This is a genomic window from Microvirga flavescens, from assembly GCF_003290125.1.
Lineage (GTDB): Bacteria > Pseudomonadota > Alphaproteobacteria > Rhizobiales > Beijerinckiaceae > Microvirga > Microvirga flavescens.
This window is the reverse complement of record NZ_QMKH01000006.1, coordinates 197,857-213,793: the sequence shown is the minus strand read 5'-3', so window position 1 is coordinate 213,793 and position 15,937 is coordinate 197,857. Positions and strand designations below refer to the sequence as shown.

Genomic DNA, 15,937 nt, shown 5'->3' with positions numbered 1-15,937 from the left:
CGAGGGCGCCGCAAGGGCGCCCTCCCAAATCAGAAGCGGGTACCACCGGAGAACCGGAAGGCTTGCGTCCGGTCGCCGCCAATTCTTGCTCCATTCGGAGCCAACTCACCGTCATCCTTGGTGAGGGCGAAGGCGTAGTCGAAGCGGATCGGCCCAAGCGGCGAGCTCCAGAGGATCGACGCACCGACCGACGAACGGATCATGTTGCTGTCGCGGACCCTGATGCAGTTTTGAACCACATCCGTGGTCCTAACGCATGGCGCAAACCCGTTAAGGAACGTGTTGCCGGTGGTGTTGAAGTGCGTCGGCCCTTCATAACCATACAGCGTACCGGCATCAGCGAACACAGCACCCTTCAGGCCCAGCTCACGCGGCAGGCCGAAGATCGGGAACTGCAGCTCGAGCGAACCGCCATAGTAAGTCGTACCACCGATGGCGTTGGCGTTCGTGTCGAGCGTCGAGACGTCGCGCGGGCCGATACCATTGGTCGCGAAGCCGCGGACCAGCGACGGGCCGAGGAAGAACTGGTCGACAATGCGCAGGCTGCCGCCCTGGCTGAAGTTGTCCTTGTTATTGTTCCCAAAGCCCGCGATGTGACCACCCTGGACGCGGGCGATACCGACGATGTCCTCGAGGACTTCGTAGTAGTAACGCGCGTCACCGGTGGCGCGGAAGTAGTGGGAATCGCCGCCAAGGCCAGCCACGTCGGTCTTCACTTCGGCGTAGAAGCCGTTGCGCGGGTCCTTCGTGTTGTCGAGGGTGTTGTAGTTGAAGGTCAGACCCGCGAGCGAAGTCAGGGTCTTGCCCTCTGATTCCTTGATCGCCAACGACGCTTCGCCATTGCCTTCACAGAAGGTGCTGTTGACTGTGCCGTCTGGATTCAACCGGGTGTAGCCCGGGATCGGCTGCGTACAGTCGTTGAAGGGCTGCTTGAAGTCGTTCGGGACCTTCAGATCCTGCTGGTACAGCGAGTAGCGAGCCGTGATCGTCAGCTCTTCCGTGAAGGGCATGCCCAAGCGGAGCTGACCACCGGTCATGCGGTTTTCATAACGCGCATACTTGGTCTGGTCGCTGAACTTCGAAAACAGGTCGATACCGGCCGCGAGGCGGTAGCCGAGGAAGTACGGCTCGGTAAACGAGAAATCGACGCCGTTGGTGCGCTGGCCGAGCTGGCCCGCGAGGCGGACATACTGGCCACGGCCGAGGAAGTTGGTCTCGCTGACCGCGACTTCACCGATGAAGCCGTCGGCGGTCGAGTAACCACCCGACACCGAGAAGGCGCCCGTGCTTTGATCCTCGACATCCACGTTCACGACGACACGGTCAGGCGCGGAACCCGGCTCATTCGAAACGCGGACGCGCTTGAAGTAACCGAGGTTGTTGAGGCGACGCTCGGCGCGCTCCATCAACACCTTGTTGTAGGGGTCGCCTTCGCCGAGATCGAATTCGCGGCGGATGACGTAATCGCGGGTACGAGTGTTACCGCGAACGTTGATGCGCTCGACGTAGACACGCGGACCGTCCTCGACCACGTAGCCGAGATTGATCGTGCGGGTCGCCGGATCGCGGGTCGCCACCGGGCGAACCTGCGCGAAGGCATGACCTTCGCGGACGACTTCCGTGGTCAGATTCTGGAGCGACTTCTGCACCGCATCCGCGCTGTAGACGGAGCCGGACGAGGTCGAAACCTTGCCCTCGAGGCGCGCAGCATCGACGTTGGCCAGGCGGGAATCGACGCTCACGTTGCCGAGGCGATACTGCTCGCCCTCGCTCACCGTGATGGTGATGATGTAGCCGCCGGCGTTCTCGTCGAACTGAACGTTGTTCGAGACGAGGCGATAATCGGCATAGCCGTTCTTGAGGTAGTAACGGCGGATCAGCTCGAGATCGTTATCGACGCGGTCCGGATCGTACACGTCCGAGCTCTTGAAAAAGCTCAGGAGGTTCGACTCGGTGGTCGTCATCACGCCGCGCAGACGGCTGGACGAAACCTGATCGTTGCCGACGAAGCGGATTTCCTTCACGCCCGTCTTGTCGCCCTCGTTGATCGAGTAGACAACGTCGACGTTGCCGTTCGGCAGATCGACGATGCGCGGGGTGACGGAGGCAAGCGCCCGGCCCTGCCGACGATAAACTTCGAGAATGCGCTGAACGTCCGCATCCACGACCGCCTGATTGTAAGGCGTGCGAGCGCGGAGCTGGAGTTCGCCTTCGATGGCGGCCTTCTCGACGCGCTTATTACCTTCAATGGCGACGCGGTTGATGACCGAGCGGCTGGCGACAGCCCCGGCACGATTCCCCTGGGCAGCCTGCTGCGCGAAGGAAGGATCCGCCGCGGCAAGTCCGGCAATCATCGCGCTCATGGCGATCATCGCGGTTCTGGCCGGCACTTTCCGGCGTGGCGTGGTCGTCGACATCATCAACTGGCCCGTCTCTTATATCTCGTTGTTCAAGGCGGAGAGCCCCGCAAGCCGGGGGCTTTCGCCTCCAGCCATATTGGTAAGGTCCCGCTTGTACAAACTTTCGCCGCTAATGCAAACGGCGCTATCCCCAACAGAGTGTCATTTTTGCCTAGCGTGGCGTCCTTGTCACGTCCCGCGGGTGATAAATGTTGCACCAAGGTGAACAATATCATTCCAGGTCGCGAACAACATGAGCATCGCCACGATGGCAAAACCGATCCGGAAGCCGATTTCCTGGGCTTTTTCGCTCAAGGGCCGGCCACGAACCGCCTCAATGGCGTAGAACAGAAGGTGCCCGCCATCCAAGAGCGGAACGGGAAAAAGGTTAATAAGCCCAATCGAAACGGACAGGACCGCTACAAGGCTGATGAGCCCGCCCACGCCGCCGAGGCTAGCCACCTGTCCCGAAACCTGGGCGATCCGAATCGGGCCGGAGAGCTGATCCGCCGATTCCCGGCCGGAGATCAGCTTGCCCATGTAATCGAAGGTGCGGTCGACCACGTACCAGGTCTCAAGCGCGCCTGATTTCAGAGCCCCGAGCGGCGTGTAGGTCATCGTCTTGATGGAGGCAGGGTCGCGGGAGGCCTGCAATCCGAGAAGGCCGATCCGCTGCTTGCCGAAGGGCGTCTCCTGCTCCTTCAGGTCAGGAACCGCCTCGAGCGGAACCTGCCGCCCGTCCCGCTCCACAACGAAATTCAGGGTCTCGCCCGCCCTCGCGCTGACCCAGCGCTGCATGTCCGCGAAGGTCTCGATGGCACTGCCGTTGATGGAGAGGATGAGATCGTGCGGCTTGAAACCCGCCCGCTCAGCGGCGCTGTTCGCCTGCACCAGCTCAATGCGCGGTTCTATGACCTGGCGGCCCATCGCATAATTGAGGCCCGAGAAAATCGCGATGGCGAGGATGAAGTTCGCAACCGGCCCCGCCGCGACGATGGCCGCGCGCTTCCACAGGGGCTGGAAGGGAAAGCTGATCGCCCTTTCCTCCTCCGGCATCCGCTGGACTTCGTCGTTGTCCGGGACGCTCGCCGCGTTGAGGTCTCCGACGAATTTCACGTACCCACCGAGGGGAATCGCGCAGAGCTTCCAGCGCGTGCCGTGCCTGTCGTTCCAGCCCGCAAGCTCCGGCCCGAACCCGATGGAAAACGCCGTCACGCCGACGCCGCAGCGGCGGCCGACCCAGAAGTGGCCGAACTCGTGGACGAAGACGACGACCCCAAGGACGATCAGGAAGGAGACAATCGTCAGGAGCAAGGAATTCGTCGCCCCGCCGATGGTTGCGAGCAGATCCATAGCCGTTCCTTTCGCGCCGTCAGACCGGCGCCATTACTCTCTCACCGAGACGGGCGGAGGCGGCCCGCCGCGCTTCCTCATCGATGGCAAGCGCCTCGGCCACCGTGGCCGGGGCCTGGAGCTGCCTTGCCGCAAAAGATGAGCAAACGCTCTCAACAATTTCATATATATCGTAAAATGCGATTTTGCCGCCCATGAAGGCCGCGACGGCAATCTCGTTCGCGGCATTCAGGACGGTCGGCATCGCTCCTCCAGCCTTGAGGGCCGCCCGCGCCGCCGCAAGGCAGGGAAAGCGGTCTTCGTCGGCCCGCTCGAAACTCAAACGCCCGATAGAGGCAAGATCGAGACGGGGAAGGTCCATTGCAAGGCGCTGCCGGTGACGCAGGGCATTGGCGATAGGCACCTTCATGTCGGGCAAGGCAAGGCCCGCCGTCAGCGCTCCGTCGCTCCACTGCACGAGACCGTGGACGATGGCCTCCGGGTGGACGAGAACGTCGAGCTGATCGGCGCCAAGGTCGAAAAGATGATGCGCCTCAATAAGTTCGAGGCCCTTATTCATCAAAGTCGCCGAGTCGATGTTGATTTTCGAGCCCATCGACCAGACCGGGTGAGCCGCAGCCTCGGCGGGAGACGCGGCGGCGATCCGCTCGCGGCTCCAGGTGCGGAACGGCCCGCCGGTCGCGGTGATGACCGCCTTCTCGACATCCTTGCCCTGCCCAGCGGCGAAAGCCTGATCGAGCGCGTTATGCTCTGAATCGACCGGCATGACCTCGACGCCGAGGCGGCGGGCGTCGGCCATGAAGGCCTGCCCGGCGCAGACGAGGCTTTCCTTGTTGGCGAGCGCGATGCGCCGTCCCGGCTTCAAGGCGGCATGGGTCGGGCGAAGCCCTGCCGTGCCGCTGATGGCGGCAAGAACGATTTCGGCATCCCGGTCCACGGCCTCGATGAGAGCCGAATCCCCTGCTCCGGATTCGATGCCGGAGTCTGCGAGTTCCGCGCGCAGATCGGACAGGCCAGCCTCGTCGGCGAGCGCGGCGAATTTCGCGTCAAGGCGCTTCGCCATCGCCGCAAGGGCCTTGGCGTCCTTGCCGCCGACGACGGCTTCGACACGGAATTCGTCCCGATGGGCCAAAACGACATCGGCCGTAGAACGGCCGATGGAGCCGGTGGCTCCGAGAATGGTGAGGGTGCGGGTCATCAACTTTTTTACGACGCAAACCGAATGATCAGCAAAACAATGCCGAGGATCAGGGCGACAGCCCAGAATCCGTCGAGCCGGTCCATGACACCGCCATGCCCCGGAATGAGATGGCTCGAATCCTTGACGTCGCAATGCCGCTTGAGGGCGGATTCGCCAAGGTCGCCCAACTGGCTGGCGACGGAAGCGACAAGGGAGAGCATCACCACGTTTCTAAGGCTGAAAGGAGGCATCAGGCCAAGCTTCTGAACGCCCCACGCCACCAGAAAACCGGCCACGGCCGCCGCAAGAAGCCCGCCCGCAAAGCCGGACCAGGTTTTCTTCGGGCTAACGCGCGGCCACAATTTCGGGCCGCCGAGCGAGCGCCCGGTGAAATAGGCTGCGATGTCGGTCGACCACACCACCGCGAACATCCACAACAGCCCCGGAAGGCCGAGATTGGGGTGCTCTCGGACGATCGGCGGTACGAGAGTAAGAACGACCGCATAAGCGAAGCCCGTTAGGGCCCAGAACTTGCCCTCCCGCCCCTCCGACAAGAGCGCCGCAGCCAGAAGGGTCAGCGCACAAACGCCGGCGAAGGCGACGAACGAGGCATCCGTGAGCAGAAGAACAGTCAGAACCGTAAGGCCGACGCCGAGCACGGCCTGAACGGGCAGGCGCGGTGCGACCCGCGTCATGTTTGTCCATTCCCAGGCCGTAGCGATGCCGGCGGCAAGCCAGAACAGGGCGAAAGCCCAGCCTCCCTGCCAGGCTGCAGCCAAAGCGATGGGGATGAGCACGATGGCGGAAGCGACGCGCTTTCCAAGCTCGCTGGAAGCAAACCCCGCGGTCGGCTTTGCCGCGCCCTCCTCGCCCCCCGCCATGTCAGACGGCCCGGGCGCTCAAACCGCCGAAACGACGGTCACGGCGGCTGTATTCATCGAGGGCCGCCCTGAAGGTGTTGTCGTCGAAATCGGGCCAGAAATCGGGAATGAACACGAATTCCGAATAGGCGGTCTGCCAGATCAGGAAGTTGGACACCCGCTGCTCGCCGGACGTGCGGATAACGAGATCCGGGTCCGGAATGCCTTGCGTGTCGAGGTGAGCCTCGATGCTGTCGAGGTCGATAGCGGACGGCTCGAGATCGCCCGCCTTCACCTTCTCGGCCAGCGCGCGCACGGCGCGGGTAATTTCCTGCCGCCCGCCGTAATTGAAGGCGATCACGAGGGTCAGGGCGGTGTTCTCGCGAGTCAGCGCCTCGGCCTCGTCCAGCAGGGCACGGATATCGGGAGAAAGTCCCTCCCGTTCGCCAATGATCCTGACCCGCACGTTATGGGCGTGAAGATCGGCGAGATCGTGCCGCACGAAGCGCTTCAGCAGCCCCATGAGGTCCGCGACCTCTTGAGCTGGCCGGCGCCAGTTCTCCGAGGAGAAGCTGTAGACGGTGAGATACTTGATACCGAGACCGATGGCGCTGCGCACGGCCCGCCGGATCGCCTCGACGCCCCGCCGATGTCCCTCGAACCGGGGAAGCCCGCGCTTGGCGGCCCAGCGGCCATTGCCGTCCATGATGATGGCGACGTGCGTCGGCACCTCGCCGCCCGTTTCGCGGAGAGCAAGGGATGGAGCCGACAGCTTGGCTTCTCCGCTCATGTCACCATCAAACCCACTGCACGTCCGAAGGACTTAGACGTGCATGATCTCCTTTTCCTTGGCCGCGACAAGGGTATCGACCTCGGAAACGAACTGATCAGTTGCCTTTTGCACCTGATCCGCGTGGCGCTTGCCGTCATCCTCGCTGATCGCGTGGTCTTTTTCGAGCTTCTTGAGCAAATCGAGACCGTCGCGGCGCACGTGGCGGATGGCGACCTTCGACTCCTCCGCATACTTGTGCGCGACCTTGACCATTTCCTTGCGGCGCTGCTCGTTCATTTCCGGAATGCGCAGACGGATGATCTGGCCTTCGGTCTGCGGATTGAGACCAAGATCGGATTCGCGGATCGCCTTTTCAACAGCTGCGACCATGCCGCGATCCCAGACCTGCACGCTGAGAAGGCGCGGTTCGGGCACGCTCACCGTCGCCACCTGCGAGATGGGCATCAGGGAGCCATAGGCGTCGATCTGCAAGGGATCGAGCAGATTCGGCGACGCGCGGCCCGTGCGAAGGCTCGCAAGGTCGTTTTTGAAGGCGTTGATCGCGCCCTGCATGCGGCGCTTGACTTCACCAAGGTCGAAAGTCGTGGTCATGGTGTATTTTCCTCAAACCTCATTTGGACAAGGGCCTTACGCTGCCCGCGCCCGCGCATCAAGGGGCCACGATGGTGGACGGCACGGTGCCCTGAAGGATTGCTGTCACCGAACTCGGCGCGTGAACCGAGCCAACGATGACGGGAAGACGGCTCTCCCGCGCCAGCGCGAAGGCGGCGGTGTCCATCACCTTCAGGTCCTTGGCGATGGCCTCGTCATGGGTCAGCCGGTCGAAGCGCACCGCATTCGGATCCTTCTTCGGGTCGGCGGAATAGACGCCGTCCACCTGCGTGGCCTTCAGAACCGCATCGCAGCGAAGCTCGGCGGCGCGCAGCACGGCGGCGGTGTCGGTGGTGAAAAACGGGTTGCCCGTGCCACCCGCCAGCACGACCACCTGCCCCTTGTCGAGGTGGTGGAGAGCAGGCTGGCGCGCATAGGTCTCGCAGATCGTCGGCATGGACACCGCCGACATGGTGCGCGCGAAGACTCCTGCCGCGTTGAGCGCCGTCTCGATAGCCAGCGAATTCATCACAGTGCCGAGCATGCCCATCGAATCGGCTGTCGGGCGGTCGATCCAGCCGGCGGTGCTCATGCGCGCGCCGCGAATGATGTTGCCGCCGCCGATCACGAGGGCAATCTCGAACCCGGCGCGGGTGGCGTTGGCGAGATCCTCGGCAAGGCCGGAAAGGGTCTGCGGATCGAGCCAATATCCGTCGGGGGCCATCAAGGCCTCGCCCGAGAGCTTCACCAGAATGCGCCGGAAACGTGCCACTGCAGACCTCCCTTGTTGTCTTATCGCTATTCGATCCTACGCAGCCCGGAAAGCGCGAAACCGCCCTTCCCCGGCCGCGCAAGGCCTCTCATGAAAACGGCGGCTCAAGAGCCGCCGTTTGAGATCGTTTGATTTTAGGCTTTTACGCCGGCCGCCGCAGCGACCTCGGCGGCGAAGTCAGGAGCTTCCTCCTTCTCGATGCCCTCGCCGAGGGCATAGCGGACGAAGCCCGTGAGCGTGACCGGCTTGCCGGCCTTCGACTCGGCTTCCTTCAGCACCTGAGCGATGGACTTAGAAGGATCGTGCACGAAAGCCTGCTCGATGAGCGTGACTTCCTTGTAGTAGCTCTTGAGGCCGCTCTCGATGATCTTGGCGAGAACGTTGTCCGGCTTGCCGGCGTTCTTCTCGCGAAGGATCGCGCTCTCACGCTCGACGGTCGCGGCATCGACGCCCGAGGCATCGACGGCCACCGGGTTCGTCGCGGCAACGTGCATGGCGATCTGGCGGCCGAGGCTGCCCAGAACCGTCACGTCGCCTTCCGACTCAAGCGCGACGAGCACGCCGATCTTGCCGAGGCCTTCGTTGACCGCGTTGTGGACGTAAGACGCGATGAAACCCTTCGAGACCTGGAGCTTGGCGACACGGCGCAGGGTCATGTTTTCGCCGATGGTGGCGATGAGCTCCTGCAGGCGGTCCTTCACGGTCGTGGAGGAGCCGGGGAAGTGAGCGGCCTCGAGGCCTTCCACGGTGCCGTCGCCGTTCAGGGCGATCTTGGCGGCTTCGCGAGCAAAAGCCTGGAAGGAATCGTTGCGGGCAACGAAGTCCGTCTCGGAATTCACTTCGAGGATCGCAGCGGTGTGACCGGCGGACTCAACGGCCACCAGACCCTCGGCAGCCACACGGCCGGCCTTCTTCGCAGCCTTCGAAAGGCCCTTCTTGCGGAGCCAGTCGATGGCGGCTTCCATGTCGCCATTGGTTTCGGCGAGGGCCGCCTTGCAATCCATCATGCCGGCGCTCGTCGCTTCGCGCAGTTCCTTCACCATCGCAGCGGTAATAGTCGCCATGCCTGTTCCTTTCTCGGGTTCACATATAGGGAGCCCGGCGCTCAGGGAACGCCGGGCAAGATCAATTCAACTCAAGGGGCGCCATCGTGAGGACGGCGCCGGTCAAGCCTTACGCGGCCTCGATCAGGGCGCGGGACTGGGCGATCCAGCCGTCACGGTCCAGGCGGCCGTTGAGCTTGAGATCCTTGTCGAGGCCAGCGGCGTCGGCCGCGGTCGCGGCGGCGAGCTGCCAGTAGTGGAAGATGCCGGCTTCGTTCAGTTTCTTCTCGAGCTGCGGGCCGACACCCGTGAGCTTGGTCAGATCGTCCGGAGCGCCGCGCGGAGCGGCCAGACGCTCGAAAGCCTCGCCAGAAGCAGCGCCGAGATCGGCAGCCGGAAGCTCTTCCTGCATCGGGTTTTCGGACGCGCCGACGTCGATGCCCATGGCGCCAGCGCCACGGGAGATGCCGTCAAGAGCGGCGCGGGCGATCAGGTCGCAATAGAGAGCAATGGCGCGGCCCGCGTCGTCGTTGGCCGGAACCGGGAAGGTGATGCCGTCCGGATCGCAGTTAGTGTCGACGATAGCGGCCACCGGGATACCGAGGCGCTTGGCCTCCTGGATCGCCAGCTGCTCCTTGTTGGTGTCGATGACGAAGATCAGGTCGGGCGTGCCGCCCATGTCCTTGATGCCGCCAAGGGCGCGCTCGAGCTTCTCCTTTTCACGGGAGAGCATCAGGCGCTCCTTCTTGGTGAGGCCCTGGCCGCCGGTGGCGATGATCTCGTCGACCTTGCGCAGACGCTGGATCGAGCCCGAAATGGTCTTCCAGTTGGTGAGCATGCCGCCGAGCCAGCGGGAGTTCACATAATACTGGGCCGAGCGCTTGGCGGCATCGGCCACGGCGTCGGAAGCCTGGCGCTTGGTGCCGACGAACAGCACGCGACCACCCTTGGCCACCGTGTCGCTCACGGCCTGAAGGGCGCGGTGCAGCATCGGGACCGTCTGGGCGAGGTCGATGATGTGGATGTTGTTGCGGGTTCCGAAGATGTATTGACCCATCTTCGGGTTCCAACGGTGGGCCTGGTGGCCAAAGTGAGCGCCAGCCTCAAGCAGCGAGCGCATCGAAAATTCGGGAAGCGACATTTGTATTCTCCGGTTAAGCCTCCGCGGAGCATGACCCGGCCCTGAATGGACCGGCACCAGAAGCCTCATTCAGGCATGAGGCCAACTCCGCGTGTGGGATGGGCGCGCGTATAGGCGAGGAATCGGGGAAAGGCAAGTCAAAAGCACCGCCCCCGGCCCCAGCAGTGCCCCTCGGAGCGCTGAAAGAGCCCGCAAAACCGGACGTTTGAGGCGAGAAACTTGGCCCAGCCCCCTGCCCTCAGGCCTTGATGCGGTAGCCCGTCCTGAAGATCCACCAGATGCCTGTCAGGCAGGCCAGCATGAAGAGGAGGGTCATGCCGAGGCTGACAGCCACGTTCACGTCCGCAGCGCCAAAGAAGCTCCAGCGGAAGCCGCTGACGAGGTAGACCACCGGGTTGAACAGGGCGACCTTTTGCCAGAACGGCGGCAACATGGTGATGGAATAGAAGCTCCCGCCCAGGAACGTCAGGGGCGTCACGATCATCATCGGAATGATCTGCAGCTTCTGGAAACTGTCCGCCCAGATGCCGATGATGAAGCCGAACAGGCTGAAGGTGATGGAGGTCAGGATGAGGAAGGCCACCATCCAGACCGGATGTTCGATGGAGAAATCCACGAACAGGCGCGCGGTCACGAGGATGATGGCGCCCAGAATGATCGACTTCGTTGCCGCAGCTCCCACATAGCCGATGATGGCCTCCAGCGCGGAGACCGGGGCCGACAGCAACTCATAGATCGTGCCCGAGAATTTCGGCATATAGATACCGAAAGCCGCGTTCGAGATGCTCTCGGTGAGAATGGAGAGCATGATGAGGCCCGGCACGATGAACGCGCCGTAGCTGACGCCGTCTACGTCCGCGATCCGCGAGCCGATGGCCGAGCCGAAGACGATGAAATAGAGAGACGTGGACAAAATCGGCGAGGCGATGCTCTCCATGAGCGTGCGCCAGGTACGCGCCATCTCGAAAAGATAGATGGCCCTGATGGCGTAAATGTTCATGCGCGCCCCCTGACCAGGTTGACGAAAATGTCCTCGAGCGAACTCTGGGCCGTCTGAAGATCCTTCCAGTCGATCCCCTGCTCTCCCAGAAGGCGCAGCAATTCGGGAATCCCGGTCTCGTCCCTTTGCCCGTCGAAGGTATAGACGAGCTTCGTTCCACCCTCGGACAGCTCCAGATCGAAACCAGCAAGCGCGGGCGGCAATGCGGCGAGCGGCGAGCGCAGCTGCAGGGTCATCTGCTTGCGGCCGAGCTTGCGCATCAGCGCCGCCTTCTCCTCGACCAGGATGAGCTCGCCCTTGCGGATCACCCCGATCCGATCGGCCATCTCCTCGGCTTCCTCGATGTAGTGGGTGGTGAGGATGATGGTGACGCCGCTCGCCCTCAAGCCCCGCACCATCTCCCACATGTCCCGGCGCAGTTCCACGTCGACGCCCGCCGTCGGCTCATCGAGGAAGAGAATGCGCGGCTCATGGGAGAGAGCTTTCGCGATCATGACCCGGCGTTTCATGCCGCCGGAGAGGGTCATGATCCTGCTGTCCTTCTTCTCCCAGAGAGACAGGTCCTTCAAAATCTTCTCGATATAGGCCGGGTTGCGCGGCTTGCCGAACAGGCCCCGGCTGAACGTCACCGTGTCCCACACGCTCTCGAAGGCATCGGTGGAGAGTTCCTGCGGCACGAGGCCGATGAGCGAGCGGGTGATGCGGTAATCGCGCACGACATCGTGCCCGCTCGCCAGCACCGTGCCGGAACTCGGATTGACGATGCCGCAGATCACGCTGATGAGCGTCGTCTTCCCCGCCCCGTTCGGGCCGAGAAGCGCGAAGATCTCCCCCTGCCGGATCTCCAGATCCACGTCTTTCAGCGCATGAAGGCCGGATGTGTAGACCTTGTTGAGCCCGGAAACGCGGATGACCGCGTCTCCCATCTCGCCAGCGGGTGAGGCTTGTCTGTTGTCGAGCGCATGATTCATGGGAGCGCTGGTAGCACGAAAGACAACGGTGCAGAAGTTCGCGGCATTTCCGTCTGGAAAGCGTCGCCTTCCGAGGCGCGCTAATTCATCTGCACATCCACAACCCCCGGCACGGCGCGGAGCGCGCCCGCGATCTGGGGCGAGGCCATGTACTTGCCGGGGAGCTTCACTTCCACCTCGCGTTCGCCCTCATCAAGAATGAGCACGAGGGACACCTCGCCCTCCCCGCGCGTCTTCAGGCGCTCCTGAACGCTGGCGATGGGGCGCTCGTCGCGCAAGAAAATGCGCATGCCTTTCTGGTGCTTCGCGATGGCCTCCTCCAGAGGCTCGGCCATGCCGATGCGGGCGCGCACCTCCTCGCCCTCGACGCCCGCCTGCAGCATGAGCACCACGGCGTTGCCGGGCTCCAGCACTTCGCGCAAACGCACGAGGCCCTCGGAGAAGATGATCGCCTCGAAATGCCCGGTCTGATCCGACAGGGTGAGAATGCCCATCTTGTTGCCGCTCTTGGTGCGGCGCTCCTGCCGGTCGAGGACGGTGGCCGCCACCTTGCCCACGGAATTGCCCGCCTTCACCGAGCGCGAGAAATCCGCCCAGGTCTGAACGCGCAGCTTCTTCAGAAGCTCGCCGTATTCATCGAGCGGGTGGCCGGAGAGGAAGAAGCCGACCGCGTCGTATTCCTTCTGCAGCTTCACCGAGGCGGGCCATGGCTCGAATGAGGGGATGCGCAACTGCACATCGTCGGAGGCAACGCCGCCGAACATGTCGCTCATGCCACCGTTCGCTGCTTCCGCTGCCTGCTGCGCAAGGCTCATCATGGCGTCGATGGAGGCATGCGCCTTGGCGCGATCGGGCTCCAGCGCATCGAGCGCGCCGGCGGCGATGAGGTTTTCGAGGGTGCGCTTGTTGAGCTGGCGCGGATTGATGCGCCGCGCGAAATCCGCGAGGTCCTTGAAGGGCTTGTCGCCGCGCGCTTCCACGAGACTTTCAACGGCCTGCCGCCCGACGCCCTTCACCGCGGCGAGCGCGTAAAGGATCGAGCCATTTCCTTCAGCGTCGTAACGCACGTCGAACACCACGCCGGAGCGGTTGACGCACGGGGGCAGGACTTTGATGCCGAGACGCTGAGCCTCGCGACGGAATTCCGCGAGTTTATCCGTGTTGTCGAGATCCATCGTCATGGACCCCGCCATGAACTCGACGGGGAAGTTCGCCTTCAGATAAGCCGTCTGGAACGCGACGAGCGCATAGGCCGCCGCGTGACTCTTGTTGAAGCCGTAATCCGCGAACTTCGCCAGAAGGTCGAAGATCTCATTGGCCTTCGACTTGTCGAGATTGCCCCCGATGGCGCCTGACACGAAGCGCTCGCGCTGCGCGTCCATCTCGGCCTTGATCTTCTTACCCATTGCGCGGCGCAGAAGATCCGCGTCCCCGAGCGAATAGCCCGAGAGGACCTTCGCGACCTCCATCACCTGCTCCTGGTAGACGATGATGCCGAAGGTCTCGCGCAGGATCGGCTCAAGCTTGTCGTGAGGATACCAACCCTTCTTGTTGTGCTCGTCCTTGCCGAGCTTGCGGGCGCAGTAAACGGGGATGTTCGCCATCGGGCCCGGACGGTAGAGCGCCACGAGAGCGATGATGTCCTCAAACCGGTCGGCCTCCATCTCGACCAGCGCCTTGCGCATGCCGGCACTTTCCACCTGGAACACGCCGACCGTCTCGCCCCGGCGCAGCATCTCGTAGGTTTTCTTGTCATCGAGCGGCAGAGCCGACAGGTCGATGTGGATGTCGCGGCGTTTGATGAGATCGACCGCCGTGCGCAGCACGGTAAGCGTCTTGAGGCCGAGGAAGTCGAACTTCACGAGGCCGGCCTGCTCGACCCACTTCATGTTGAACTGGGTCACGCGCATGCCGGTCTTCGGGTCTCGGTAGAGCGGCACCAACTCCTGCAACGGGCGATCGCCGATCACGACGCCTGCGGCGTGTGTGGAGGCGTGGCGGTGAAGGCCCTCGAGATTTTGCGCGATGTCGAGCATCCGCTTGACGACGGGCTCCTCCTCGATGGCCGCCTGCAAACGCGGCTCGCCCTCGATGGCCTGCGCCAGCGTCACGGGGTTGGCCGGGTTCTGCGGCACGAGCTTGGTGAGCTTGTCCACCTGGCCGTAGGGCATTTCAAGTACGCGGCCGACGTCGCGCATCACGCCGCGCGCGAGCAGCGTACCGAAGGTGATGATCTGCGCGACCTGTTCCTCACCATAACGCTTCTGCACGTACTCGATCACGCGCTCGCGGTTATCGACGCAGAAGTCGATATCGAAGTCAGGCATCGACACGCGTTCGGGGTTGAGGAAGCGCTCGAACAGCAAACTGAAACGTATTGGATCGAGGTCGGTGATGGTGAGCGCGTAGGCGACAAGCGAGCCCGCACCCGAGCCGCGCCCCGGCCCCACCGGAATATCGTGATCCTTCGCCCACTTGATGAAGTCCGCCACGATCAGGAAGTAGCCGGGGAACTTCATCTTGCGGATGATGCCGATCTCGAACGCGAGGCGGTCGTGATAATCCTGCTCGGTCAGCCCCGGCGCTGGGCCGTGTGCGGCGAGACGCTTGGCGAGCCCCTCCTCCGCCTGCCGCTGCAACTCCTCGCCCTCATCCAATGTCACCGCATCCGGCCCCGTGCCGAAACTCGGCAGGATGGGCTTGTGCGTGTTGACCCGCGTCGAACAACGCATCGCGATCTCGACGCTCGATTGCAGCGCGTCCGGCAGATCGTGGAACAGCTCCATCATCTGCTGGCGGGTTTTGAAATGGTGATCCGGCGTCAGGCGGCGGCGGTTCTCGTCGGAGACGAGACGTCCCGCTGCGATGGCGAGCAGCGCGTCATGCGCCTCGAAATCGGAGGGCGCCTTGAAGAACGGCTCGTTGGTGGCGACGAGCGGCAGGCCGTTGCGATCGGCAAGCTCGATCAGCGCGCCTTCCACCATGCGCTGCTCGTTGAAGGAGTGGCGCTGGATTTCAACGTAGAGCTGATGGCCGAAGGCATGCTTGAGAATATCGAGCCGCGCCTGCGCGAGATCCTCCCGCGCCCCATTGCGCAGGGCCGTATCGAGCGGCCCGGTCCAGCCGCCGGTGAGCGCGATGAGACCCTCGCAATGCTTGGCGAGGGTGGCCGCCGCCACTTGCGGCGCATCGCCGAGCGGCACGTCGAAATAGGCGCGGCTCACAAGCCGCATGAGATTGCGATAGCCCTCGTCCGTCTGGGCGAGAAGAACGATGTCGGAGGGCTGCGGTTGCACCCGCGCCGCAGGGTCCGGCTCCTCGAAGAGGACGGAGAGCTGCAATCCAGCAATGGGCTGAATGCCCATGCCCGACAGCTTCTGCGAGAACTCCAGCGCGCCGAAGAGATTGTTCGTATCGGTCAGCGCGAGTGCCGGCTGCTTGTCGGCGGCGGCGAGCTTCGCCAGGTACTCGATCTTCATCGCCCCCTCGAGGAGCGAATAGGACGAGTGGACGTGCAGATGCACGAAGCCGATTTCTTGCAGAATGCGCGACATGAAAAACCCGACTCAAAGGCGTGGGCTCATTCTCGCACAGGCCCACCGCCCCTCACCAGAGAGCGAACCGCCTCACCGGAACGATCCCACCCGGTTTTTTCGGCCCGCCTTCTGGATATGTGTGAAGTCCGGGGATTACGCGATAGGCGAAAGCAGCATCGCCCAGATGGCGACGGCACTTCCAAAGATCGTCAGCGAAGTGATTTCAGCGGTCGTTTCGAGCAAGGCGCGAAGCATGGCTTTTCCTCCGTGTTCCCATAATGTTCATTATTGTTCATTG

At 63.2% G+C, this 15,937-nt stretch carries 12 protein-coding genes; all 12 read right to left on the bottom strand.

Features of this window, described 5'->3' with window-relative positions:
• Window positions 1-29 precede the first annotated feature (29 nt).
• A complete protein-coding gene (gene bamA / locus DQW91_RS13285) occupies window positions 30-2,420 on the bottom strand; it encodes an outer membrane protein assembly factor BamA (protein ID WP_112664125.1) in 2,391 nt (796 codons plus the stop codon).
• Window positions 2,421-2,588: 168 nt separating this feature from the next.
• Window positions 2,589-3,752, bottom strand: a complete 1,164-nt coding sequence (rseP, locus tag DQW91_RS13280) for an RIP metalloprotease RseP (RefSeq protein WP_112664124.1) — start codon at window positions 3,750-3,752, stop codon at window positions 2,589-2,591.
• 19 nt (window positions 3,753-3,771) lie between these two features.
• The gene (dxr, locus tag DQW91_RS13275) at window positions 3,772-4,950 is read right to left on the bottom strand and encodes a 1-deoxy-D-xylulose-5-phosphate reductoisomerase (RefSeq protein ID WP_112664123.1); all 1,179 of its coding nucleotides are present in this window, start codon (window positions 4,948-4,950) and stop codon (window positions 3,772-3,774) included.
• A gap of 8 nt (window positions 4,951-4,958) precedes the next feature.
• Window positions 4,959-5,813 (bottom strand): phosphatidate cytidylyltransferase, encoded by an 855-nt coding sequence (locus DQW91_RS13270; protein WP_112664122.1) that lies wholly within the window; start codon window positions 5,811-5,813, stop codon window positions 4,959-4,961.
• A gap of 1 nt (window position 5,814) precedes the next feature.
• Window positions 5,815-6,582, bottom strand: coding sequence for an isoprenyl transferase (locus DQW91_RS13265; RefSeq protein ID WP_112664121.1), 768 nt, complete (start codon window positions 6,580-6,582; stop codon window positions 5,815-5,817).
• A 33-nt stretch (window positions 6,583-6,615) separates the two neighbouring features.
• Complete coding sequence (gene frr, locus DQW91_RS13260) at window positions 6,616-7,176, bottom strand: ribosome recycling factor (protein ID WP_112664120.1); 561 nt, start codon at window positions 7,174-7,176, stop codon at window positions 6,616-6,618.
• 58 nt (window positions 7,177-7,234) lie between these two features.
• Window positions 7,235-7,948 carry a UMP kinase gene (pyrH, locus tag DQW91_RS13255; RefSeq protein WP_112664119.1) on the bottom strand — a complete coding sequence of 238 codons (714 nt, stop codon included), beginning with the start codon at window positions 7,946-7,948 and terminating at the stop codon, window positions 7,235-7,237.
• A 134-nt stretch (window positions 7,949-8,082) separates the two neighbouring features.
• Window positions 8,083-9,012, bottom strand: a complete 930-nt coding sequence (gene tsf, locus DQW91_RS13250; protein WP_112664118.1) for a translation elongation factor Ts — start codon at window positions 9,010-9,012, stop codon at window positions 8,083-8,085.
• 109 nt (window positions 9,013-9,121) lie between these two features.
• Window positions 9,122-10,132: a 30S ribosomal protein S2 gene (locus DQW91_RS13245; protein ID WP_112664117.1), complete on the bottom strand. Its 1,011-nt coding sequence runs from the start codon at window positions 10,130-10,132 to the stop codon at window positions 9,122-9,124.
• A gap of 238 nt (window positions 10,133-10,370) precedes the next feature.
• Complete coding sequence (locus DQW91_RS13240) at window positions 10,371-11,132, bottom strand: ABC transporter permease (RefSeq protein WP_112664116.1); 762 nt, start codon at window positions 11,130-11,132, stop codon at window positions 10,371-10,373.
• Entirely contained in the window at window positions 11,129-12,103 is a 975-nt protein-coding gene (locus DQW91_RS13235; RefSeq protein WP_245411023.1) for an ABC transporter ATP-binding protein, read from the bottom strand. Before DQW91_RS13235 ends, DQW91_RS13240 begins: the two co-directional genes overlap by 4 nt.
• Before the next feature lie 80 nt (window positions 12,104-12,183).
• The gene (dnaE, locus tag DQW91_RS13230) at window positions 12,184-15,657 is read right to left on the bottom strand and encodes a DNA polymerase III subunit alpha (protein ID WP_112664114.1); all 3,474 of its coding nucleotides are present in this window, start codon (window positions 15,655-15,657) and stop codon (window positions 12,184-12,186) included.
• Window positions 15,658-15,937 lie beyond the last annotated feature (280 nt).